Genomic DNA, 24273 nt, shown 5'->3' on the forward strand with positions numbered 1-24273 from the left:
GACCTCTCGTTTTCCATCGGCCAATCGTCCATAATGCAAGCAGCTCGCATTAGCAGTTGCTGGCAGGATAAATTCGGGGGTTTGAACATGAAGGTTTCGGGGATGCTGCGCAGCGGCATGCGTGTGGCGCTGCCGCAGACATTGCTGCTGGCTACAACGGGCGCGGTGGCAATGGTCATAGCAAGCGCCGCCGCAGCGCAGACCACGCGCAGGTACGACATTCCCGCTGGCAATCTGGCCGATGTCCTGAACCGCTATGCCCAGCAGGCCGGTGTCGAGTTGGCCTATCCTGCGGAACTGACCACCGGCCGAACGAGTCCGGGCCTGAAAGGCAGCTTCGCTCTCGCCGAGGGGTTGTCGCATATCCTCACCGGCAGCGGTCTCAGCTTCCGCCAGACCGGTGAGCGGGCCTTCACACTGGAGGCTGCACCGCAAGTCGCGAACGGTACGATCCAGCTTGGCCCGGTACAGGTGGAAGGACGCGGAGAAAGCGCATCGATCCCCCTTGGCTCCACCACCAGCGATCCGGGCACGACGGAGGCGTCCCGCTCCTACGCCTCTTCCGTCACCACAACCGCGCTGCGAATGCCGACGACGCTGAAAGAGACGCCGCAATCGGTGACGATCATCACCCGGCAACGGATCGAAGACCAGAACCTGACCGAAATCACCCAGGCGCTGGCACAGACGGTCGGCGTGACGTTCAATGCCAGCGGTTCGCCGGATTCGGACTCAAGCGTCCTCTATTCACGCGGTTTCGCGGTCAGCAACTGGCAGGTCGACGGCATTGCCCGTCCCACCGCCTATGGCTTTGGCGACTCCTATGCCGACCTAGCCATCTACGACCGTGCCGAACTGATCCGGGGCGCGTCGGGCCTGCTCAATGGCTCGGGGAACCCGGCGGCGACCGTAAACCTCGTGCGCAAACGCGCCACGGCGCAGACGCAGATCCTGCTGGAGGGCCAAGGCGGGTCATGGTCTTACGGTCGCGGCCAGATCGATATCGGCGGACCGGTGGATGGCGACGGCCGGGTACGCGCGCGCTTCGTCGGAGCCTATCAGGGCGGCGGGCTGAACATCGACCGCGCCACCACCCATCGCAACGTCTTGTATGCGACGGCGGAGACCGAACTGACCGATACGACGATGCTGCGCGTCGGTATCGATTACCTGCGACGGCAGGCCGATCAGTCCAACATGAACGGCGTGCCGATCATCACCACCGACGGGAAACCGACGCGATTTGCCCGGTCGCGCAATACCGTGACCGACTGGACCCGGTATGATCGCGACTCGCTCAGCGCCTTCGCCTCGCTTGAACAACGGGTCGGCGCTTGGTCGCTACGCCTCGACGTCGATCGTACGCAGAAAAATTACGACATGGTATTCGGCTATGCGCTGGACGGCGCGCTAAATCCCGATGGCAGCGGCATCGGAATCTATCCAGGCCGCTGGGCCGCCACCCAGCGCATGGCCACCGTGATCGGCACGGCCTCCGGCCCCCTGAAGATTTTCAGCGACGATGATCTACTGATGGTGGGCGCGACCCATTACCAGACCAAGGAGGACGGTCCGGCCTATAAGAACTGGGATTATCCCGACACCGCGATCGCCAACTATTACACATGGCAAGGCAAGGGCCCAGCCGAGCCGGACTGGGTCTATCGGGGTGAGACGGGCAATAAGGAACGGCAGACCGCAGCCTTCGGTAACCTGCGCTTGAAACCCGTGTCACCATTGTCGTTGATCGCCGGCGGACGCGTTACCAATTGGCTTCGAGACACATGGAACGCTCGGGTCACGGGTACGCGCACGACCTCACGCATCGAGGAGAAGGGACAATTCACGCCCTATGCCGGCTTGGTCCTCGACGTCACGCGACAGGTCTCGCTATATGCAAGCTATACCGACATATTCCAGCCGCAGGATTATCGCGACGTCCAGGGCCGTTTCCTGGATCCGCTGGTCGGCAAGGGATACGAACTAGGGGCGAAAGCCGCGCTGAACGACGGCAAGCTGAACCTGTCGGCCGCATGGTTCCGTATCCAGCAATCGAACTTCGCCGTCTATGTTCCGGGCGTGGTCGGACCGACCGGTGACTATGTATACAAGGCGCTCAACGGTACCCGTTCGCAAGGTGTCGAGTTGGAGGCGTCCGGCGAAATATTGCCCGGCTGGCAGGTTTCGGGGGGATACAGTCACGTCGAGCCGAAGGATCGCGACGGCGTGCGGCTGAACGCGAACCTCCCGAGCGACAGCGTCAAGCTTTTGACGAGCTATGATGCCGGCAAAGCAGGCATCCACGGGCTGAACGTCGGCGGCAATCTGTTGTGGAACAGCAGCAGCTACACCGACATCAGCGGATGGGTGTCGGGCCAGACCCGTGCGACCCAGCCGGCCTATGCGGTCGTCGACGCCTTTGTCCGCTATGCGCTCACACCCCAGCTATCGCTCTCGGTCAACGCCAGCAATCTGTTCGACAAACGCTATTACTCGAACATGGACTGGTTCGCGACGTTCGGTGAGGCCCGGCGGATCGTCGGCACGCTTCGAGCGCGCTTCTGATCGACGGATGGAGCGATGACCATGGCCACAATCCTTGTTTCGGACGGGTCGTTGACGGCGGTCGCCGATCCGCCGGCCGGCGTCGATGCCAGCCCGACGGGCGCCACGACATCACGGCAGGCCAGCGTGGTGACGGGGCCGCCACCGTTGCGCTATGCTGATCGACCGCCCAGCCTGCGCGCCCGGTTGACCGGGGCGGGCGGCGTGTTAGCTCTGTCGCTCGTCACGCTCGGTGGCGCATTGGTGACATGGACCAGCTATCGGCCCGTCGCGCCCGCTCCTCCGATGGCGGTGTTCGACGTCGCCCCGCCGGCGGCACCGCCCGTTCCGTTGCGCGAACTGCCCCCCAGCCCCGAACAGACGCCCAAGGTGAGCCCCGAGCAGCCGCGCGAACAGACGATCGTCGAGCCGCCACTGGTGCCGATGCCCACCACAAATCCGGTCAGTGTTTCGCCGACAAAGCCGGCGCCCGATCCGGTGCCGCCGGTCGAACAGACCAGCGCCCCCGAACCGCGACCCATGCCCCCTGCTCCGCAACCGTCCAACGCTGCGCCGACATGGCAGGGTCAGGTGCTCGCCGCGCTGAACAAGGTGCGGCGTTACCCACGCGAGGCGAGCTTTCGCCGTCAGCAGGGCGTACCCTATATCCGCTTCGTCATGGATCGTGACGGCCGGGTATTGTCGGCGCGCCTCGAACGTTCGTCGGGCGTCGCCGCGCTCGACAGCGCGGCGATCGCGCTTCCCAAACGTGCGCAACCACTGCCCAAACCACCGGCCGAGGTGCAGGGCGATACGATCGAACTGGTCGTCCCGGTCGAGTTCGTGATCCGGTGAAACGGGCGGTCAACTATTCTGCCCGCTCGCTACTGGTTCTCGTGGTGCTCTCGTTTCCCGCCGGCCTGATCGCGGCTCAGCAACCGGCCGGCGCGGTACTCGCGCCCAGCCAGGACAGCGACGATACCGTTCCGAGGGCGGGCAACAGCATCGCCTATCCCGCATCCTTTTATACCCAGTTCGAACCGCAGACCGCGCTCGACCTGCTGCGGCGCACCCCAGGCTTTACGCTCGTCGCGCCGGACACCGATGACATGGTGCGCGGTTTCGCGGCCAATGCGGGCAACGTTCTGGTCGATGGCCAGCGTCCGACCTTCAAGTCGGGCGGGTTGAAGGCGTTTCTGGGGCGGATAAGTGCCGCGCGCGTGGCACGGGTCGAGTTGATCCGTGGTGCGATGACGGGCGAGGCGCAGGGGCAAACGCTGGTTGCCAATCTGGTGCTGGTCGAGGGCGCGGACGCATCGGGCAATGCCAACGTCCAGCTTCGCGGCGCGCCGAGCGACGGGGTCACACCTGGCATGGAGGCGAATTACGCCTTTGCCGCAGGCAACTGGCAACTTTCCACCGGACTGACCGCGTCTTATGAACGGAACCGCTATACCGGGCGCTACGATCACTTCGATCAGGCGGGTCGCATGACTGCCGTGCAGAACGAAAGGCTGCCCCAGAACGAAACGAAGATCGCCGCCAACGCCACCGCGTCGCGCGCTGTGCTGGGCGGTCAGTTGAACGCGAACGTCCGTTACGCCTGGGAACGCGAACGCTACCGCCAGACACTGACGTCGGACATGTCCGGCGAGCCGGGGTCCCGTATCTTCGGTCGGGAGGGCGATCATGACGGCGAGTTCGGCATCGACTGGATACGCTCCCTGTCGCGGGGTTGGGGCCTCAAATTCGTAGGTCTGGCGCGCACCGCGACGAACACGTTTTTCGAAGCCTCCGCCGGAACCGCGACAGAAAGTGGCTTCACCTCACGGAACCGAACGACCGAGTTGGTGGCACGCACGTCGCTGCACCGGGAGGGCCCGCATTGGCTCCTGCCCGAACTGATCGCGGAACTGGCATGGAACCGGCTGAACGGACGCTTTGGTCAGATGGAGGACGGCGTGGCGCTCGATCTTCCCGGATCGGATGTGCGGGTCGGTGAACTACGCGCCGATGTCACCGCGAACCTGTCGGCACGGTTGACGCCGGTCCTGCGGACGGAAGCCGGACTGGCATATGAACGCGCGGGTCTCGAAGTCGGCGGTCAACAGGCGGAGCGGCGAACGCTATCCTTCTGGAAACCATCGGCCGCCCTGATCTGGGATGCGGGTGCGAAAACACAGTTGCGGCTGGGATGGCGGCGAACGGTCGGGCAGCTCGATCTTACCGGCTTTGCCGCAACCGGGAATCTGATCGACGATCGGCCGATCGCCGGCAATGCGCGGCTGCGGCCGGAAGTTACCGAAAGCGCGTCACTCAAACTCGATCACCGCTTCGGCAAGAACGGCGGGGCGCTATCGCTCACCCTGTCGCAAGAGACGATCAAGGACGCCCTGACCTATGTCCCGCTGTCGTCGGGGGGCGAGGCACTATTGAATTTCGGCACCGTGAACCTGTGGAGCCTTGCCGGCGAAGCTACCCTGCCTCTCGATCGCTGGATGGCGGGCGCGCGGCTTACCGCCAAGGGCAGCATGACGCAGGCACGCCGTCCCGATCCGTTCGGCGGACGCCGCGCAGACCGCCGCGACTTCGACTTTCTCGAAGCGTCCTTCCGGCACGACATCGTCCGGCTGCGCTCGGCGTACGGCATCAGCGCAGAGATCACCTCGTCGGAGCGCGAATGGTATGTCGGCCAATATGAACAGTCGCGCTACCGCCCCTATCTGGTCGCCTATGTCGAGACGGCGATGGTACCAGGCTATAAGACGACGCTGACCGCCTCTGGCATTACGGGCGAACGGGAACATCGGTTGCGGATGTTCTACGCACCGGATCGCGCAGGCGAGTTGGTTCGTGTCGAGCAGCGGACGCGGACGCGGGGGGTCTATATCAGCATGAATGTCTCGCGACAGTTCTGATCCCAATGTGCAGAAATTCTATGCTCGGCGATGTACTCGCAGGGCGTGAAACCGCTGAGCGTCTTGCGCCGACGGGCGAAATTCCATGCGGCCATGAAGTCGGCGGGGTGTGTCCGAAGTTGATCATGGGTTTCAGGGTGGAAGCGTTTGGCGGTCGCCTCCTTGATGGTTCGGTTCAGCCGCTCGACCGACCTTCGCCGGAGCGTGCGTGGTCGTGGCGCACCCATGACGTACCTGTCCCATACGGCTTCCTTTCAAACGAAAGGATCGCACCACCAAACCCTGGGATCAAACACCTGGAAATCACGGTGTCGAGATATGCATCTCGTGGCAACTTGTCCGACAATCGAAGTGGGCCATACGGCATAGCAGGTCCCGGTTCACGTTCATGCCGGCCTGCCCGATTGATAAAATCGTGGCGGGAACGGGGCCTGTGATGCCCCCTTCGGATCGCAAAGTTCGTTTCGCTGCCCCGCATCGGCACTTAGTGGGATGGCCATGCCGTGGCTTTGCTCAAGTAGCGCGAAGAGCTTGCCGCTCATTCGCGCGGCGAGATCCTCATGACCGGGGCTGGCCACCAGATTATTCGTCTCGTGCGGATCCTCAGCGAGATCGTATAGTTCGTCGATGTCCCAGATGCCGTGGAAATGCATATATTTGTACCGGTCCTCGCGCAGGGCGTGGACGGTCGGAGTCTGGGGGAAATTCCGCTCCCAATAATATTCATACAGGAGTTCGTCTCGCCACGGCGCGTTCGCATCGCGCACCAGCGGCAGCGCGTTGGCCCCAGCCATGCCGTCCGGCGCGCGAAGTCCAGCAGCGGCGAGCAGCGTGGGGGCGATGTCGATATTGGCGACCACCTGTTCCACCACGCTGCCGGCCGGGAACAGCGCCGGGCAGCGCGCCAGCATCGGGATGCGCATCGATTCCTCATATGCGGTGCGCTTGTCGATCAACCCATGCTCGCCGAACATGAAGCCATTGTCGCCCAGATACAGGATCAGCGTGTCGTCCAGCTCGCCGCGCTGTTCGAGCAGGTCCATGATCCGCGCCAGCCCCTCATCGACCGCGAGCAGCGTTTCCATGTAACGTTTGTAATAGTCGCCGATGTCGAGCGTGCCGTGATAGGGATAGCCGACGCCGTGCCAGCTGTTGCGCTGGTTCTCCACCCACATCGGCCGACCCGGCGCGTTCGGTGCCATCGAGGCGGGAGAGCAGAACGTCTCCTTGTCGTAGCGGCCCTTGTGGCGCTCGGCCGGGATGAACTCGGAATGCACCGCCTTGTGCGCCAGATGCATCATCCAGGGGCGGCCCTTGGGCCGCTTGCCGATCCAGTCGATCGCGTAATCGGTCAGCTCGTCGGTGATATAGCCCTTTTGCGGTACGTGGCGGCCATTGACGTTCAACCCGTCGGCACTGGGCAAATAGCTCCCCTGCCCCTTGAAGCTGACCCAATGGTCAAAACCGGGCTGCGGCCCGTCGCCGTCGTCGCCCATATGCCATTTGCCGATGAAGGCCGTGTCGTACCCGGCGGCCTGGAGATATTCGGGATAGAATATGAGGCCCGGCGGGATCGGATGGTTGTTGTCGACCACCTTGTGCTGATGCGCGTAGAGCCCGGTGAAGATAGACGCCCGGCTGGGCGAACAGAGCGCGGTGGTGACGAACGCATTGCGGAAATGCGTTCCCTCGCGCGCCAGCCGGTCGAGCGTGGGCGTGTCGCCGAAATCCTGCGCCTTCATGAAACCCATGGCGTCGTAGCGATGGTCGTCGGTCAGCACGACCAGGATGTTGCGCGGCCTGATGCCCGGCAGACGCGGCAGGCGGCGCGACCGGCGCGGCTCTGGCGCGGCGCCCGCCGCCATCGAATAGAGGCCGAACGCACCGCCGGTCCCGGCGAGCAGCACCCCGCGCCGCGTCGTGTCGCCGTTCATCAAAAGTCCTTCCGCAGCAGAAGCCCCGCGTAACGCCGGTCGTCGCGCGGCACGAAGCGGACGGTCCCGCCAAATGTGCCGTTGCTCAGGAAGCTGGCATCGGGCGTGTTGGCAATATTCTTCACATAGGCGCGCAACTGCCACCCGTCGCCGGGACGGATCAGCGCGACGCTGGCGTTCCAGACGGCAAAGGCGGGCTGGACGGTGTTGGGCGTCTCGGCCAGCGAATATTGCACCTTGCTGCTGAACGACACGTCGCTTTGAATTTCCATCGAAAGCGCGTCCGACAGCGCAAAGCGATAGGCCCCATTCTCAAACAGGCGAATGCGCGGCGCAAAGGGCAGCGGCTGGCCATTGATGTTGCAGCTAACCGGTGCGCCGACCGGGCAATTGAAGTTGCGGACGGTGGCGTCGGTGAATGCACCCGACAGATCGACAGTGAAGCCCCTGGTCGGACGTAAGGTCACGTCCGCTTCGATTCCGCGCGACCGGACCGATCCGGCGTTGATCAGCCGCGTGACGGGCGCGCCGCCAACCGAGTCGGTGAAGTTCGCCTGATAGCCATCGAAATCGGTCGTATAGACCGCCAGTGCATAGCTGAGCGCGCGGTCGGCGGTGCTGCCCTTGATCCCGCCCTCATAGGAGTTGGACGTTTCCGGGTTCAGCGGCACTTCGTCGAGTAGGGTCGTCGCATTGAGCGAGCGCATGTTGAAGTAAACGTTGTAGGCCGGGCCCTTGTAACCGCGCGAATAGGTGAAATAGGTCTGAGCATGGTCGCCCAGATCGAGTTGAAGCCCGAGGCGGTAGCTGTCGCCACGCGCATCGGTGCGGCCCGTCGCATTGTGATAGGCGCGAATGCCGGGTCGGTCGAGCGACGCCGCGCCGCTGTTCGTCGGGTCGTTGGTCGACGTGCGGACATGATAGAAGTCGAGTGTATCCCAGGTCGAACGATAGCCCGCGATCCCCCGGAAATGCGGGGTGAAGTTGATGTTCGCCTCGCCGAACAGCGCATAATTGTGGTTGGTGATGCCGTAATTGGCGACGCCGGTGGTGCTGGTCCGCGTCGTGCCAGACAGGGTGGTCAGCGCGCGTTGATATTGCTCGTCGGTCCGCGCGCGCAGATAATAGGCCCCCAGGACATAGTCGATCAGTCCACCCTTGGGCGAGGTCAGCCGAAGCTCCTGCGAGAATTGGCGGCTGTTGACGCTCCCGTCGTCCGCGCCCGAGGGGAAGGCCGCCGTCAGCTGGGCAAGGCCGTCATAATCCTGCCGTTGGTGGTTCAGCCATTGCCGCCAGGCGGTGATCGACGTGACGTGATAGTCGCCCAGCGCCAGTTCGCCGGTCAGCGATCCGCCGTAGTTCTCGTCACGGACATGGGTGTCGATATCGGTCGCCAGCCGCCGGTTCGACGGCGACGCGACGATCCCCTGCCCGGCCAGCGCGGCGGCCAGGGCGGTAGAGTCCGTGATCGCATTCGTTGGATAGGCGATCTGCCGGGTCGAGCTATAGACCGCCGCCACCGTCTCGCGCGTGTTCAGATAGTCGCCGATCGCGGTGATCTTAAGCGCGTCGAAAGGCGCCACCACCAGTTTGCCGCGCGCCCCGTAGCGGCGCGAGCCATTGGCATCATGGCCGGTCGCGACATTGCGAAGATTGCCGTCGAAATCGCTATAGAGGCCCCCGATCAGCGCCTGGACCTTGCCCGGCACGATCGCACCCGACACGCCCGCCTTGATGCGATACTCCTGATCGGTCGTCGCCCCGGCCTCGCCAAAGGCATGGAATTCGTCGGTCGGGTTGCGCGTGACGATATTGACCACGCCCGCCGACGCGTTCTTGCCGAACAGGGTGCCCTGCGGCCCGCGCAGCACCTCGATCCGCTCGACCTCGCCCAGGTCGAGCGTCGACTGGCCCGGGCGGGTCAGCACCACACCGTCGAGTACGGTCGATACCGATGGCTCGACCCCAGGCGAGGTCGTGATCGTGCCGATCCCGCGGATAAAGACGGTGCGATCCTTATTGGACGCGCCGCTGCGGAAGCCCACAGATGGGATCGAGGCAGCGATCCGTTCGAGATTGTTGAGCTGCCGCTCCGCCAGCGCACCGCCCTCCAGGGCCGTGATCGCGATCGGCACCTGTTGCAGCGTCTCGTTGCGAAAGCGCGCGGTCACGACCACCTCGCCGTCGGCGGGTTTGGTGTCAGTTTGAGCGGTGGGCGCGTCCTGTGCGGCGGCGGACGTGGCAATCAGGGTAAAAGCGGTGCCGACAAGCAGCACGGACAGGCGTCGATCGATCATCTGGTCCCCTTTCAGATCGACGCGGAAGCTAATACCCATCAATTGCATAGGATATAAAGAAGCACCTCGCCCGTTAGCAGCGCGGCTTTAGCCCCCGGCCTCGATCGGCCTGAGCCGGGGCAACAGCAATTGCACCCAGCCGAGCGCCGCGAGATAGGCCACCGCCGCGAACAACAGCAGCGGCAGATAGCCAAGCCCCGCCGCCAGGGTCAGCCCGGCAATCTTCGCGATCGCGACGCCCCCCATATTGCCGCAAAACGACCCGAACGCCGTCACCCGACCGACCCGGTGCTGCGGCACGATATCGGCGATCATCGCGAAGATGTTGGTGGAAAAGGCCTGATGTCCGGCAAGCGCCAACGCCATCAGCGACACCGCGACCGGATAGCTATGCGTCAGCAGCGCCAGCGGGATCGGGACGACGGCCAGTGCGCCGGCAAGCAGCACGACCTTGCGCGCCGCATTCACCGACCAGCCACGCCCGAGCAGCCGGGTCGGCACCGCTCCGCCGACCAGCGAGCCGATCGCCGCACCGCCATAGGCCAGCGCCAGCGGCACGCCGAGCGCGACGCCCGACAAGCCGAATTGTCGGTGGAAAAAGTCGGGCAGCCAGAAGAGCAATAGCCACCAGGTCGCATCGGACAACAGCTTGGCCCCCGCCACCGCCCAGGTCCGCCGGTCGCGCAGCAGCGGCGCGTCGGGCAACGGCGGCGCGGCGTCGGCCAGCTTGGGCGCGGCAAAGACGATTGCCCGCGCCACTATCAGCCAGGTCAGGGCCCAGCCTAGCCCGACCATCCCGACCACGATGAACGTGCCCCGCCAGCCGAATGTCAGGCCCAATAATGGAATGGCGAGCGGCGCCAGGATCGCGCCCAAGCTATTGGCGGCATTGCCCGCACCAAAGCCTGCGGACCGCCAGCGCGGCGGCAGAACGGCGGCGACCGTCTTGATGCCCGTGGGCGTCCCCATCGACTCGGTCGCGCCCAAGGCCACGCGCACTGCAATGAACGCGCCCATCGACCGCGCCCAGCCGTGAAGCAAGGCCGCAACGCTCCATGCCGCCACCCCGATCGGATTGGCCCAGCGCACACCCAGCCGGTCGACGATCCATCCGCTGAACAGGAAACCGACCGCCGCGCCGCCCTGAAACCAGGCGGCCAGCGTGCCGTAATCGTCATCGCTCCAGCCGAGATCGGCGGCGATCACCGGCTTCAGCACCGCGATGACCTGTCGATCGACGAGGTTCAGAACACCGGCCGTGATGACCAAAGCAAATAACAGCCCGCGATGGCGCGCGCTCAATTCCCCGACATGTCTCATGCCCGCATCATGGCGAGGCGCCGGGCATAGCGGCGAGACAGTTTCTCTATCGCGCCGCCAAGCCACTTACAATGTCAGCGGGGCATGATCGATCCGTGGGAGGACATGGCGCGCGAACAGGTCGGCCTCGGCCGCATGCGGATAACCCGAGAGGATGAACGCATCGATGCCCGCTTCGCGATAGGCCTGCAGCTTGGCGAGAACCTGATCGGGATCGCCGACGATCGCCGCGCCACATCCCGAACGCGCCCGACCGATGCCGGTCCACAGATTCGCCTCGACATAGCCGTCGTCGCTCCCCTCGCGCAGTTCGGCCTGTCGCCGGACACCCGCCGATTGCGAGTCCAGCGACCGCGACCGGATCGCCGCGCCGGTGGCGTCGTCCAGCTTGGACAGCAGCCGGTCGGCGGCGGCGCGCGCCTGCGCCTCGGTTTCGCGAACCACGACATGGACGCGGTAGCCGAAGCGCAAGCTCCGGCCGCGCCGCGCGGCCCGCGCGCGCAGGTCGGCGACGATGCCGCGCACCCCCTCCATCGTGTCGGGCCACATCAGATAGACGTCCGCGCCCTCGGCCGCCGCCTCGCGCGCAGCCTCCGACAGGCCGCCAAAATAGAAGGGCGGGCACCGCCCCGAGACGGTCGTCACGCGCGGCGGATCGAGCTTCAGCTTCCAGAACTCGCCGTCATGATCGAGCGGCTTGCCGTCCAGCAGGGTACGCAGGATGTGCATCGCCTCGACCGTGCGGGCGTAGCGGGGCGCGCTGTCCAGCGTTTCGCCGGGCAGGTCGCTGGAGATGATGTTGACGGTCAACCGCCCACCCAGCATCCGGTCGATCGTCGCGATCTGGCGCGCCAGTTGCGGCGGCCAGCTCTCGCCGATCCGCACCGCCATCAACAACCGCATCCGCCGGAGCAGCGGTGCAATCCCGGCGGCAAAGGCGGTGGTGTCGATGCCCAGCGCATAGCCCGACGGCAGCAGGCAATTGTCGTAACCTGCGGTTTCCGCCTGCAACACGATGTCGCGGCAATGCTCCCAGCTCGAACGCAAGGCCGGGTCGGGTACGCCCAGAAACTCGTAATCGTCGTCGCACAACGCGGAGAACCAGCTGATCTCGCAAGGGCCAAGCGTATCGGTCATGGCAGGCGCTCCCCCATTCCGGCCTGAAGCACGGCATACCATTCGGCGCGGGTCCATTCGACGCGGTACACGTCCGCCGCCGCACGGATGCGGTCGGGATTTTGCGATCCGATGATCGGGATGATCCGCGCCGGATGCGCCATGACCCAGGCCAGCGCGGCCGTAGCAGCATCGACGCCCCAGCGCTGGCCATGCTCAGCCAGCAACACCCCCGCCGGATGATCCCCCGCGACCAGCCGCCCGCCCGCCAGCGGCGACCAGGCGAGCACCGCCATGTCGCGCGCCATCGCCTGGTCCAACGTGCCGTCGAACAGCGACGCAGGATGCAGCGGCGAGAATTCGGGCTGGGTGGACAGGATGGGCAGTCCCAGGAACGCCGCCAGTGCATCGACCTCGGCCGGACTATGGTTCGACACGCCGATCCCGGCGACCTTGCCCGTCTCGACCATGCAGGTCAGCGCGGCGGCGACCTCCTGCGGATGGCTCAGGAAATCACGGCGGTGGATCTGGTACAGCTCGACCCGCTCGACACCCATGCGCGCCAGCGACGCGTCGAGAGCTCCCGCCAGATAGGTGGCACTCGAATCATAGGGAAAGCCCGGCCAGATGCCGCCCTTGGTGGCGATCACCATCCGCTCGCGCAGCGCAGGCGCGTCGGCAAGCACGCGACCCAGCAGTGCCTCGGACGATCCGAACCCGCCATCGTCGACGCCGTAGATATCAGCGGTGTCGAAAAGGGTGATCCCGGCATCCAGCGCCGCCTCGACACGGGCACGCGCCGCCGAGACGTCGTCGCCGGTAAAACGCCACATGCCCCAAGCTATTGGGGACACAAGGATTGCACTCTTGCCGAGCGGCCGTGCTTCGCGGGAAAGGCGGATGGTCGTCATCGGGCGTCGGAATGGCATAGGGACACGGGCAATGGTAGCCGCAATTCGATACGGGATCGTCGGGACGGGCATGATGGGCGTCGAGCATCTGCGCAACATCGCGCTGGTCCCGGGCGCACAGATCGTGGCAATCGCCGACCCGGTGCCGCAATCGCTCGACTGGGCACGCGACGCGCTGGGGACGGCAGCGGCGGGTGTCACCGTCTATGACAGCGTCGAGGCCTTTGCCCGCGACGCTCGTGTCGACGCAGTCGTGGTGGCCTCACCCAATCACACCCACCGCACAGTCCTAGAGCCTCTGTTCGGCATGGATGCGGCGATCCTGTGCGAAAAGCCGCTTGCCACCACCATCGCCGACGCGCGCTGGATCGTCGAGCGCGCTGCCGATCATGCCCGGCCCTTCTGGACCGGCATGGAATATCGCTTCATGCCCCCCGCCGCCGCCTTTATCGATGCTGTCCATGGCGGGCGTGTCGGCCGGTTGCAGATGCTGTCGATCCGCGAGCACCGCTTCCCCTTCCTGCCCAAGGTCGGCGACTGGAACCGGTTCGCGGCGAATACGGGCGGCACGATGGTCGAGAAATGCTGCCACTTCTTCGATCTGATGCGGCTGATCGTCCAGGCGGAGCCGGTGCGCGTCTATTGCTCGGGCGCGATGGACGTGAACCATCTCGACGAACGCTATGACGGCCGCACGCCCGACATCATCGACAACAGCTTCACCACCATCGATTTCGCCAATGGCGTGCGCGCCATGCTCGACCTGTCGATGTTCGCGGACGGGGCCGAGCACCAGGAGGAAATGAGCGCGACCGGCGACATCGCTCGCCTCGACGCCCTGATCCCGCCCGGCGAACTTGTCTACAGCCCGCGCGTCGGCTTCGGCGGAGAGAAGCGCGTCGAGCGCACCCGCATCGCGATCGACCCGATGGCCCATGCGGCGGGCAGCCATGAGGGCGCGACCTATTACCAGCATCTCGCCTTTGCCGACGCGGTGCGTGGCGACGGCCCCGTCCAGGTGTCCGCCGAGGACGGTCTTCGGGCGGTGGCGATGGGTGTCGCAGCGGAAATCAGCGCCCGCGAACACCGCGTGGTCGAGATGCGTGAGGTCGAGGAGTGTCGTGGCCCCGGCGTCCTTGGCCGCTTACCGTGACACCATTGGGCGCTTAGAAGAGGTCGCTTACCCCTTCCCCGCCATTACCTGCCCTGTGGCATTCGTTCATCGTGAACTTTGCCGCCCGCGATGGTCTGGATCATCACGGACAATGGCGCGGAAGGGGTAGAGATCGCTCCGCTTTCGTAAAAACCACGCTGCGATGGCGGTCGCCGTATCGCGTGTCTCTACCCGTCCTCACACCCTCGACATCTGTGGGCCCATTGCGGCCCGTATGATCGCGATGGCGACTTACCCGACCGCCGTCAGAACCGCTGTGAGCGGCTATAGCTGATAGCCCAGCGAAAGCATCACATTGCGCGGTGCGGACACGAAACAGTCGCCGCGGGCGAGACAAGACGCATAGGCGCGATTGTCGAGAAGGTTGGTGGCATTGACGCGGATGCGCCAGCGGTCACGCTCCAGCTCGACCAACGCGTCGACCATCGTGCGTGCGGGTGTCACGATCGTCCAGGCGCTATTGCCCGAAACCTGTTGGCCCAGATAGCGCACGCCCGCTCCCAATCTCAGGGTCGCCCAGTCGCCCTCGATCGTTTTGGTCCCCCAGGCGGACGCGGTGTGACGCGACAGATAGCCAATCCCCCCCGTATCGCCGTCCACGTCATTAAAGCCATAGGCAAGCGAAAGATCGTAATTGCCCGGCAGGGTACGGGTGGCCTCCAACTCGAAGCCCTGGGTCGTCAGTTCCCCCGCCTGGATCTGACCCAGCGGATTGGTAGGATCGGGAACGGGGCGGTTCCGTTCCTTGATATCGAAGCCCGTCACGGTAACGAGCGTGGCCCGGTCCGGCTGCCACTTCACGCCGGTTTCGAACTGCCTGCCCGTCTGCGGGCGAAAGGGGGTGCCGGCCGTCGTCTGGCCGGCAACCGGCTGGAAGCTCTCGGTATAGCTGAAGAAGGGCGACAGGCCTGCCCCTACCTCCCCGATGATACCGGCGCGGAAGGTGGTGGCCGTATCCGTGGCACGGCTGGTCACGCCGGTCGTGGTGTTCAGGCTGGCGGTGCGCACCCGATCACGTCGCGCGCCTAGCACGACCGAGACCCGGTCCCATAAGCGGATCTGGTCCTGCACATAAAGGCCGAGCTGCTTCTGAGTGTCGCGCGTGAAGGGTTTGAGCAGCGGCGGCTCGACGATCGAGGCATAGTCGATGTCGTAGAGATCAATGACTTGGTAGTCGTAATTGTCGCTCTTGCGAACGCGGTTCCAGCTATAGTCGACGCCTGCGAGTAGCGTGTGCTCCACCGCTGCGCCGGTCTGGAAACGCCACTGGACGTTGTTGTCGGTCGAAAAGACGTTGAGCCGCGCGACCGAGGAACCCGCATACAGGCCGATGCGTCGTCCCGCGCTGCCCGATATATAAGGATCGGTCGGGTTGCTGTAGCTGTCGGGATAATGGGTGAAATAGTCGAGGTCGCTATCGATGTAGCGCGCCTTCAGGCTCAACTTCAGGTCATTGGTAAAGCGGTGCGTGATGATGCCGGATCCTTGGAGCAACCTGCCATCATACCGGTCGTACCCGGGCTTGCCGATGAAAAGATAACGCGGCAGGCGCGGGTTGCCGGGATTGTCGCGCAACGTGCCGATGATCGGCAGGAAGTTCGCGGTCGAGCCGGTCTGGTCCTTCTGATAGAGGCCCAGCAACGTCACGTCGGTTTGCAAGCTCGGCCGCCAGGTGACGGACGGCGCGACCATGACCCGGTCGTCCGGAACATGATCGACATAGGTATCGGCATCGCGCACCCGCGTGACGATCCGGGCTGCCAGCGTATCGCTGACTACGCCATTGATATCGGCCAGCACTTCCTTGCGGTCATAGCTGCCATAGACGAGGTTCAGGTCTGCGCTGTTGGTGAACAGCGGCGTTTTGGACACGAGGTTGACGATCCCGCCGATCGAGCCCTGCCCGAAAAGGACCGAGGCGGGGCCACGCACCACCTCCACCCGTGAGAAATTATAGGGGTCGGACGTGATGCTGGCATAATAGCTGAAGATGTCGCGCATGCCATCGCGGAACTGCAGAGCATCGACACCGCGAATGGTAAAGCTGTCGACCCGAGTGTCGCGGCCATAAGCGTCGGAATTGACGCCAGCGGCATAGCGGACGGTATCAGCAATGTTGATAGCACCCTGGGCCAGATAGACATCGTCAGGAATAGCCGTAATCGGCTGCGGCACCTGGATCAGCGGTGTTTCAGTCTTCGTTCCGGCAATCGCCTGATCGCGGCGCCCTTCGACCAAAATCTCACGTTCCTTGTCCGCCGCTACCTCGGCCGGGGTGCGGCGATCGGAATCCTCGGGCCCGGCCGCCACCGCCGACGTACTGCAAAGCGCTGCCAGCGCGACGCCGGCCGTGATGATGAGCTTCATGAAACCGTCCCCCTTATAAACAAGGGGCGCACTAGTGCTATTGACAGTGACTCGCAAGAGCAAATTGGTAAATGTGGTACCGGTTTCCGCCAGCCGCCCTCACGCCGATGCATATTTGGTTTGGAACCGAGCCAGGATGACGGTGCCGACCGGCTGGCCGATCGCCTCGGAGGAAGCATAACCGGTCACGGACAGCATCCCGCACGATCCGTGGTGCGTCCACGGTCAGTATATGCGCGCAGGACGAGAGGGAGGCCCGCAGCAGATCATTGACCCGTGCTGTGATGAAACGTCAGCCATGGGCTCATGTGCCGACAAGCACGATCGGGCAGATCGGCACGCCGAGGAGTTTCGGGGCTTCTTAAAAGCTCGACCAGTCGTCCTGCGCCACGGCAACTGCCGGGGCAGTACGAACGCGCGCGCCCGCCGCGACCCGCGCACCGGCCTTCGCCACAAGGTCCTGAAGCTCGTACACCGATGCCGTACGCTTCATTCCGTCTTCGTCCGTCAGTCGGAAGCGACCGACCTGTCGAGCCATGTTCGCGGTCTGGTCGGCCAAGCTCCGTGCGGCGGCAGTAGCCTCTTCGACCATCGCGGCGTTCTGCTGTGTGACGCCGTCCATCTCGGAAACGGCAATATTCACCTGCTGCAAGCCGATGGACTGACGCTCGGCCGCCGAGGCGATTTCGGATACCAGGGTGCTGATCTCGCCGATACGCCCCGTGATCCGGGTCAACGCCGCCCCGGTTTCCCCGACCAGCGTCACGCCGACATCAACCTGTTCCGTCGATGCGGTGATCTTGTTCTTGACGTCCTTTGCCGCCTCCGCCGAACGCTGCGCAAGCGCGCGGACTTCGCTGGCGACGACGGCGAAACCCTTGCCCGCATCGCCTGCCCGTGCGGCTTCGACTCCGGCGTTCAGCGCCAGCAGGTTCGTTTGAAAGGCGATGCCATCGATGACGGCGATGATGTCACTGATCTCGTTCGATGATCGTTCGATACCGGTCATCGCGGCGACGGCGCGATCGACCACATCCGCCGATTGCACAGCATCGATGCGTGCGTCCTCAACCACGCCATTCGCACGCATGGCGTTGGCCGCCGTCTTTTGCACGGTCATCGTGATTTCATGCATCGCGGCAGCCGTCTCCTCAAGGCTCGCCGCCTGCTGTTCGGTGCGTCGTGACAGGTCGTCGGACGCCTGCCGGATATCGCCCGCGCCATTGGTGATTTCGCCCGCGCTGATGTTCACTGCCGACAGCGTCGCCGAGACCGACGCCATGGCGGCATTGAAATCTTCCTTTAGCTTGGCGAACGGCTCTGCCAGGTCGGCGGTGATGCGGGACCTAAGATCCCCTTGCGCAAGCGCGGACAGACCAGTGCCGACGCTTTCGACGATCAGCGTGGCCTGTTGCTGCTTTGCACGCTCGGCGGCGATTAATTGGTCGCGCAGGGAAGTCACCGCACGGGCCAGCATGCCGACCTCGTCCCGGCGATCCTTCTGGTCGAGGACGATGTCCAACCTCCCTCCGGCCATATCGCCGATGGCAGCGTTGAGATCGTGCAGCGGCCGCGACACAAGCTTCACCATCGCGAACAGGGTCGCCAAGATGACGCAAAAGGCGGCAAGGACCGCAGCGGCGATCATCAGCTTGGAACTGGCGTAATTCGCGGCGGCAGCTTCCTTTGCCTCAGCGTCTTGCCGTTCGAAGATGGACCGGAGCCGCTCTACTTCCCGGGCGAGTTTGTTGCTCTCGCCGCGCACGCTAAGCAACGCGCTTAAAGCGGCGACATCATCGCCTTGGCGGGACAATGCCAACGCTGCTTCATCGCGCCGAGTGATTTCCGGGAGGATGTCTGTGATCCGCGCTACGGCCGCTTTGGCTTCGGGCGCCGTTACGAGTTGAGCGAGGCGTCGTTGCGCCACTTCGGTGCTGCGACGCGCTTGCTTTACGGCGTCGTCGGCCCCCTGCATCTGATCCGCCCCCGCCGCGATATGGCGATACATCGAGGTTCGATAGGCGGCGAACTTCCCTTCTAGTTGCCCCAGTGCGATCGCCTTGGGCAAGCGATTGTCTGCGAATGCGCTTACGCTGTCATTCATTGTCGACAGCTTGGACACGGCGACGCCGCTCAGGCCCAGCACGATCAGCATGCAGCAGCCGAACGCCAGCAGCAGCTTGTTCAGTAAGGACAGGTTTTTCATACGGCCCCCGGATGATACCATCGCCGTGCGCCTTCTCGCATCAACGACGTTGCAAAACCGACCTAGGCCTGGAGCGTAAATACAGGATTAAGCCCTTGTTATAAGGACATTATCATGGAGCAATGCTCCAGATTGCCACTGCCTGACCGTGTAGCGTCAGACCTGCACAAGTGGCAAAGTCCCCCGGTTGCGGCGACCCGATCGAGCGTTGTCACTACCGAATTGGTCAGCACGGGCCGGAGCGGACCAGCCATGTCATGTGGCTCAGGATCTTACTCCATCTAACGAGGATGATCGCTGGCATTGGGGCCGATCTATAAGCCGGCCGAGCGCAATCGCGCCATAAAGATGGTAGGTCCATTGGGAGGTGATATTCACCCGCTCGCTGATGGAGGCACACCGCCGCATCGAAAGCGCCGCCAGGTGCGGCAAGATCGTTCTGGAAGGATGGAAGACCTCGCATGACTGATCCGATCGTCCACGTCATCGCCCGCCTCGTGCCACGCCCCGACAAAGCCGAGGAATTGGCCGGCGCGTTGCTCGAGATGCTCGACGAAGTGCGGGCTGAGCCGGGTTGCCTGCTCTACGACGCGCATGAGAGCCGCGACACGCCGGGCGTGATCGTGATGGTGGAGGCCTGGGCAGACCAAGCCGCGCTCGATGCCCATGGGCGCGCGCCTGCCCTCACCCGCCTCGCCGCGCGCTTCGACGCGTTGCTCGCCGAGCCACCCGCGGTCGAGCGGCTCCGACGGCTCGGCTGAGGACTCCCGTCAGGGACAGCCGCGGAACGCCATTCCAGAGGACCGAAGCGATACCCTATGCGGCGAGCACCTAGGTCGTCGACCATATCCTGACACCGGACACACGGACACCGGCACCGGCGGCGTTCAGGTGAACGCCACCGCCCGTCAGCGGGGCGTTGATCAGCTCGGACAGGACGGCCTGACCGTCGTTTACGAACACTTCGATCGACCCGGCATCGAGGAACACGCTGACCTTTGCGATACCTGCGGTGAAGTCGCAGGCAATATAGCGGTTCTGGCGCCAGGCCGCATTGTCGGGCGGATTGGGGCCGCTGGTATCGCGCTTCACGAACACGCGGTTGTCCCGCAATTCGAAGCCGACTTGCGTGAAATATCCGTCGCCACCGCGAGCCGACAGCCATGCGCCGCCGGGCCATTCGGCCCCCGTCCGCCTCAACGTCAGGTCGATACGCCCCGCAATGACCTCTGCATCGGCAGGCCAGACATAATCCGTCCCCTCCATGATCATCTGGTCCGCCCCATTCACCGTCCGGGCGAACGCCGCATTCTGCGCCGCGATCGGTGCCATGCGCAGGCGTGGGGTGCCGCCGGTCCGTTCCAGACGGAGTTGTCGGACGATACTCAACTGCCCGCGATACCCATGCGGCGCCGGCAGGGTGTTCGCATAGGCCCAGTTGTTCATCCAGCCGATCGTCCAGGCGGAGGCAAGCGGATCGGGCGCTCGCGGATCGCGCCACACCACGGCGGCATAATAATCGGCCCCGCCGTCCAGCCACTGGCCGGCCGTGCTGTCGGCGGAGAAAGCGATGCCGTCGAACGCGCCGACCCAGTAATAGGTACCGCCGGTAAAGCCGCTCGCCGTCCCGTCGCCGCCGACCAGCAGCACCCATTTGTCGGCCGAAGTCGTTCCGTCGGCTTCGTAGAGATGCAGGGGGAAGAGATGCGAACATTCCATCACCCCGCCGACGAGGTCGGACAGGAAGCCGCTGGCATAGCTCCACTGCTTCAGGTCGGGTGAGGTGTAGAAACCGATCTTGCCCTCTTCGGACAAAGTCATCACCCAGCGCGCGGTCGGCGCGTGCCAGAAGACGGTGGGGTCGCGGAACGGCTTGTTGCCCGGGAAATTGGGGTGGACGATCGTGTTAAAGGCAAAGGTCGCGCCGCCGTCGCGCGAATACCACAGCGCGGTCGACTGGTTCTGTCCGGCGGCATTGTCGGCGGGCATGGTCGCCAGCGCGATCAGCGTCCCCGCCCCAAAACCGGCGGTGTCGTCGGTGTCGATCACCGCGCTGCCGCTCCACACATCGCCGAACGCGGTCGTCCGACGCGGGATCGACACGCCGCGATCGGTCCAGGTGACGAGATCGGTCGAGGTCCAGCGGCGCCATTCGGTGCCGCCATTCGGCCATGTGGGATTGTAGAGCGCCCACATCGTCCAGCTATCGCCGATCCGCACCGGGCGCTGCGGATCGTTGATCCAACCACCATCGGGCGCGGCGATATGATAACGCGGACGGCCGCCGACCGCCGCCGGGGCGGGACTTTGGGTCGGGCTGGGGATCGGCGTCGGGACCGGGGCGAGTCCGGCGGCCGAGGCGCTGCCCCCTCCCCCGTCGCCCGATCCGCCACAGGCGGACAGCATGGGCAGGGTCGTGATGAAGCCGAGCGTCTGACGACGCGAAAATATCGATGCCATCTGCTTCCTCTCCGCGTGCGACGAGCCGCCGCACGTCATCCTCCGCGCATCGCTTCTTCGAGCGATCGCGCGATATTCGCATCGGGACGGCCCGGCGGACGCGGCACTGCGCGTCCGCCGCCCTGACTACATCTTGAAGCGGACGCCCAGGCTGAAATAGCGCCCCTCCACCCGCAGATCGCGGCCGAAGAACTGCGTTTCGTTGTAGAAGCGATAATTCTTGAACGGTTGCGCCAGAATATTGCTGACGTTCGCAACCAGCGAGATATTGCGGAACGCATCATAGCTGGCCGAGAAATCAAGCCGGGAGATCGGCCGCACCAACTCACCCGCATATTGCTCTTCGTTGATGTTGCGGTTGTAGCTGCTGGTTGAGCGCGAGCGCCAATTATACGACAGGCGGGCCGAAATGCCGTTCTTTTCGTAGAAGCCGGTCAGGTTATACGCCCATTTCGACAGACCGGTAATCTCCACCTGGCGATCACCCTCGCCCAGCACCTGCGGCAACTGATTGGTGCCATCGAGATAGGTGACATTGCCCTGGACGCCGAAGCCCGACAGCGCACCGGGCAGGAAGTCGAAAAAGGTCTGGAGCGACGCCTCAATCCCCTTGATCCGCCCGTCGCCGGCATTTTCCGGCCGGTTGAGCTGGACGCGGCCATAGATGGGATCGTTCACGACCTGGGTATAATAGCCGATGAAGCCGTTCAGGTCGCGATAGAAGGCGGCGACCGACGCCGATCCGTTCTTCGAGAAATACCATTCGAGCGAGGCATCGTAATTCTTCGACGTCAGCGGCCGCAGATCGGGATTGCCGCCCGAACCGCTGGCGTCGAACACCGGTGGCGTGCCGTCGGGCCCTGGGCTGTTGCGGGTGATGTTGATCGACGGATTGAGCTGCCCGAAGCCCGGCCGGGTCCGCGTCTGGGTATAGCCCAGCCGTATCTGCCATTCGCTCGAGAAGCGGATCCGCGCGATCGCGGAGGGCAGCACATCGACGTAACTCTGGCGCGTGACGCTGGGGACGATGCCGACCGTACCATCGGCGGCCTGCACCCGGCTGAACCCGCGATAGGTGCCGTCGGTGTTGACGATGCGCGCGCCGACCGTGCCGTCGATCCGCACCCCGCCCAGGTCGAAATCGAACTTCCCCTGGCCATAGGCCGCATAGCTTGCCTCGCTGGCGGTGAAGCCGCCCAGCGGATCGAACGGAATTTCGGCGGTCGCGAACTTGGTCACCGCCTCGCGAATGCCATTGTCCGAGGGGAATAATAGGGTCGCGCGCTGGACCGATTGCAGCGCCAGCAGGCGCAGGGCCTCGCCATTGTCGCGGATCGCATCGCGACTGGGGGCGAGCCAGTTCTTGAAGCGTTGCGGATCATCGCGAAACCCGTCGGTGATCAGCTCGAGCGCCCCCGTCGGCAGGCTGTCGAGCGGGATGTTCAGCCCGGCGGTATAGGCATAGCGATTGTTGTTCTGCGAATAGGCGTTGCGATCGCTGGCGCGGAAGCCGAATTGCAGCCGCGGCAGCCAGCCCCAGTCGGTTTCGAGATCCAGATCGATGCGACCCTGGACGCCATCTCCCTTGGTCACGAAGTCGCGCTGATAATAGCCGCGCCAACGGCTATTGGCCGGATTGTCGATGGCATAGCCGCCCAGATCGAACACCGCCGATCCGCGCACGTCCCAATCGACATTGATGGCGGGCGCGCTGGCGAGCTGGGCGTCGAGGCTGTATTCCGACGCCTGATATTTGCTGTTGGTATAGGCGAAGTCGCCCGACAGCGTCGCGCGGCCGGTGGTCCATTTGAAACCCGCCGCCGCCTGCCACGTATCGGTACGGTCATTCTGGGTCGAACGATAGAATTCGGGGACATAGCCGCCGGTCTTGGTAAAGCTGGCCGCCTTGTCCGGCTCGCCCGGCACCAGCACGACATTGCTCAGCGTCGGGGCGACGCCGTTCGCATCGCGGCGTTCGAAATTGACGTTGAACGCATCGCGCAGCACCTCGCCGCGATAGGCCTGCCACAGCCCCTCGGCAAAGACTTCGAGATTGGGCGTCGGCCGCCATTGGATCGTGCCGTTGACCGCCGGGCGGTGGCGCACGCCCTTTTCATAGAAATTGCCGGCATTGGCGGGAAAGCGGAAATCCATGCCGACGCCCGGCGTGGTCACGGTCAGGTCGTCGGCGGCATCGTTCGCCCCGAAACCGCGTGGAGAGATGATCGCGGAATCGGCATAGCGATCGGCGTTGCGATAGGTGGTGCGCACATAGCTGACGTTGATCAGCGCGCCGACCTCCCCGATCGGCGTGTCCCAGCGCTTTGTCAGCAGCAGATTGCCCGCCGGGTCGAACGCCCGTGCCTGATCGTTATAGGACGCGCGCAATTCGCCCGCAATCTCGGTATCCTTGACGTCGAACGGACGGCGCGACCGTAGATTGACGAGGCCCGCAAGCCCCGGTTCGATCAGGTCGGACGTGCCGGATTTATAGACCTCGATCCCCGCCGCGACGCCCGCCGGAAAATCCTGAAGGTGCAGCACCCGGTCCTCGGCTGAGAAGAATTCGCGGCCGTTAAAGGTGGTCGCGACATCGGGCAGGCCGCGCACCAGGATAACCCCGGCTTCGTCATTATAGCGCTGCACGGTGACGCCGGTGACGCGCGCAATCGCTTCGGCGGCATTGTTATCGGGCAGCTTGCCGATGTCGTTCGAAACGATCGCATCGACGATCGATGCGGAGTTGCGCTTGATCTCCTGCGCCGACCCCAGTGCGGCGCGATAGCCGGTGACGACGATATCGGCGCTGGCGTCGTTTTCGGGTGCGGCATCGGCCTCCGCCTGGGCGGTCGTCTGCTGCGCGACGGCGGGAATGGCGGCGAGTGGCACCAGCGCACTCGATGTCAGCAAGGCGAGCAGGGTCTTCGGCATAAATCCTCCCAGATTTCCGTTATGTTTTTTTCAGATTTTCAAAGGGTCGACGGGGTGGGCGTCAGCCCGGCGCGGCCGCTTCCACCGTCATGACG

At 64.4% G+C, this 24273-nt stretch carries 14 protein-coding genes and 1 pseudogene; 5 read left to right on the plus strand and 10 right to left on the minus strand.

Translation table 11 applies throughout. From position 1 onward, the window contains the following. Nucleotides 1-87 precede the first annotated feature (87 nt). From NZL82_RS12500 to NZL82_RS12510, 3 genes are read left to right on the plus strand one after another with little or no spacing between them, the layout of a single operon-like run. Nucleotides 88-2565 carry a TonB-dependent siderophore receptor gene (locus tag NZL82_RS12500; RefSeq protein WP_261270084.1) on the plus strand — a complete coding sequence of 826 codons (2478 nt, stop codon included), beginning with the start codon at nt 88-90 and terminating at the stop codon, nt 2563-2565. A 21-nt stretch (nt 2566-2586) separates the two neighbouring features. Continuing rightward, complete coding sequence (locus tag NZL82_RS12505; protein ID WP_261270085.1) at nt 2587-3399, plus strand: energy transducer TonB; 813 nt, start codon at nt 2587-2589, stop codon at nt 3397-3399. Beyond that, nucleotides 3396-5462, plus strand: coding sequence for a TonB-dependent siderophore receptor (locus NZL82_RS12510; protein ID WP_261270086.1), 2067 nt, complete (start codon nt 3396-3398; stop codon nt 5460-5462). The genes NZL82_RS12505 and NZL82_RS12510 overlap by 4 nt, the downstream gene beginning before the upstream one ends. A 23-nt stretch (nt 5463-5485) precedes the next feature. Here NZL82_RS12510 and NZL82_RS12515 read toward each other — a convergent pair. The 6 genes and pseudogenes from NZL82_RS12515 to NZL82_RS12540 form a co-directional block, all read right to left on the minus strand. Beyond that, a pseudogene (locus NZL82_RS12515) lies at nt 5486-5650 on the minus strand (IS481 family transposase); the annotation flags it as partial. A 198-nt stretch (nt 5651-5848) separates the two neighbouring features. Beyond that, nucleotides 5849-7396 carry a sulfatase gene (locus tag NZL82_RS12520; RefSeq protein WP_261270087.1) on the minus strand — a complete coding sequence of 516 codons (1548 nt, stop codon included), beginning with the start codon at nt 7394-7396 and terminating at the stop codon, nt 5849-5851. Then, a complete protein-coding gene (locus NZL82_RS12525) occupies nt 7396-9693 on the minus strand; it encodes a TonB-dependent receptor (protein WP_261270088.1) in 2298 nt (765 codons plus the stop codon). The genes NZL82_RS12520 and NZL82_RS12525 overlap by 1 nt, the downstream gene beginning before the upstream one ends. Before the next feature lie 87 nt (nt 9694-9780). Then, entirely contained in the window at nt 9781-11013 is a 1233-nt protein-coding gene (locus NZL82_RS12530; protein ID WP_261270089.1) for an MFS transporter, read from the minus strand. Nucleotides 11014-11079: 66 nt separating this feature from the next. Then, nucleotides 11080-12150 (minus strand): LLM class flavin-dependent oxidoreductase, encoded by a 1071-nt coding sequence (locus NZL82_RS12535; protein ID WP_261270090.1) that lies wholly within the window; start codon nt 12148-12150, stop codon nt 11080-11082. Continuing rightward, on the minus strand, nt 12147-13040 hold the full coding sequence (locus NZL82_RS12540) for an aldo/keto reductase family oxidoreductase (RefSeq protein ID WP_261270091.1): 894 nt from the start codon (nt 13038-13040) through the stop codon (nt 12147-12149). Before NZL82_RS12540 ends, NZL82_RS12535 begins: the two co-directional genes overlap by 4 nt. A 31-nt stretch (nt 13041-13071) precedes the next feature. On the opposite strand from NZL82_RS12540, the gene NZL82_RS12545 reads away from it, so the two are divergent. Beyond that, nucleotides 13072-14193, plus strand: a complete 1122-nt coding sequence (locus NZL82_RS12545; RefSeq protein WP_261270092.1) for a Gfo/Idh/MocA family protein — start codon at nt 13072-13074, stop codon at nt 14191-14193. 285 nt (nt 14194-14478) lie between these two features. Here NZL82_RS12545 and NZL82_RS12550 read toward each other — a convergent pair whose 3' ends face one another. Both NZL82_RS12550 and NZL82_RS12555 read right to left on the minus strand, forming a co-directional pair. Further along, a complete protein-coding gene (locus NZL82_RS12550; RefSeq protein ID WP_261270093.1) occupies nt 14479-16581 on the minus strand; it encodes a TonB-dependent siderophore receptor in 2103 nt (700 codons plus the stop codon). A 361-nt stretch (nt 16582-16942) separates the two neighbouring features. Further along, nucleotides 16943-18787 carry a methyl-accepting chemotaxis protein gene (locus NZL82_RS12555; protein ID WP_261270094.1) on the minus strand — a complete coding sequence of 615 codons (1845 nt, stop codon included), beginning with the start codon at nt 18785-18787 and terminating at the stop codon, nt 16943-16945. Between the two features lie 461 nt (nt 18788-19248). Here NZL82_RS12555 and NZL82_RS12560 point away from each other — a divergent pair, with 461 nt between their 5' ends. Next, nucleotides 19249-19548 carry a putative quinol monooxygenase gene (locus NZL82_RS12560; protein ID WP_261270095.1) on the plus strand — a complete coding sequence of 100 codons (300 nt, stop codon included), beginning with the start codon at nt 19249-19251 and terminating at the stop codon, nt 19546-19548. A 70-nt stretch (nt 19549-19618) separates the two neighbouring features. On the opposite strand, the gene NZL82_RS12565 is transcribed toward NZL82_RS12560, so the two are convergent. After that, nucleotides 19619-21247 carry a glycoside hydrolase family 32 protein gene (locus NZL82_RS12565; RefSeq protein ID WP_261270096.1) on the minus strand — a complete coding sequence of 543 codons (1629 nt, stop codon included), beginning with the start codon at nt 21245-21247 and terminating at the stop codon, nt 19619-19621. Between the two features lie 126 nt (nt 21248-21373). After that, nucleotides 21374-24178: a TonB-dependent receptor gene (locus NZL82_RS12570; RefSeq protein ID WP_261270097.1), complete on the minus strand. Its 2805-nt coding sequence runs from the start codon at nt 24176-24178 to the stop codon at nt 21374-21376. Nucleotides 24179-24273 lie beyond the last annotated feature (95 nt).

Source organism: Sphingomonas sp. LC-1, assembly GCF_025371035.1.
GTDB lineage: Bacteria > Pseudomonadota > Alphaproteobacteria > Sphingomonadales > Sphingomonadaceae > Sphingomonas > Sphingomonas sanguinis_E.

Coding starts and splice junctions, on each gene's coding strand:
- NZL82_RS12545 (WP_261270092.1), top strand. CDS start 13,072: ATGGTAGCCGCAATTCGATACGGGATCGTCGGGACGGGCATGATGGGC.
- NZL82_RS12550 (WP_261270093.1), bottom strand. CDS start 16,581: ATGAAGCTCATCATCACGGCCGGCGTCGCGCTGGCAGCGCTTTGCAGT.
- NZL82_RS12500 (WP_261270084.1), top strand. CDS start 88: ATGAAGGTTTCGGGGATGCTGCGCAGCGGCATGCGTGTGGCGCTGCCG.
- NZL82_RS12530 (WP_261270089.1), bottom strand. CDS start 11,013: ATGAGACATGTCGGGGAATTGAGCGCGCGCCATCGCGGGCTGTTATTT.
- NZL82_RS12555 (WP_261270094.1), bottom strand. CDS start 18,787: ATGAAAAACCTGTCCTTACTGAACAAGCTGCTGCTGGCGTTCGGCTGC.
- NZL82_RS12520 (WP_261270087.1), bottom strand. CDS start 7,396: ATGAACGGCGACACGACGCGGCGCGGGGTGCTGCTCGCCGGGACCGGC.
- NZL82_RS12570 (WP_261270097.1), bottom strand. CDS start 24,178: ATGCCGAAGACCCTGCTCGCCTTGCTGACATCGAGTGCGCTGGTGCCA.
- NZL82_RS12525 (WP_261270088.1), bottom strand. CDS start 9,693: ATGATCGATCGACGCCTGTCCGTGCTGCTTGTCGGCACCGCTTTTACC.
- NZL82_RS12540 (WP_261270091.1), bottom strand. CDS start 13,040: ATGACGACCATCCGCCTTTCCCGCGAAGCACGGCCGCTCGGCAAGAGT.
- NZL82_RS12535 (WP_261270090.1), bottom strand. CDS start 12,150: ATGACCGATACGCTTGGCCCTTGCGAGATCAGCTGGTTCTCCGCGTTG.
- NZL82_RS12505 (WP_261270085.1), top strand. CDS start 2,587: ATGGCCACAATCCTTGTTTCGGACGGGTCGTTGACGGCGGTCGCCGAT.
- NZL82_RS12560 (WP_261270095.1), top strand. CDS start 19,249: ATGACTGATCCGATCGTCCACGTCATCGCCCGCCTCGTGCCACGCCCC.
- NZL82_RS12565 (WP_261270096.1), bottom strand. CDS start 21,247: ATGGCATCGATATTTTCGCGTCGTCAGACGCTCGGCTTCATCACGACC.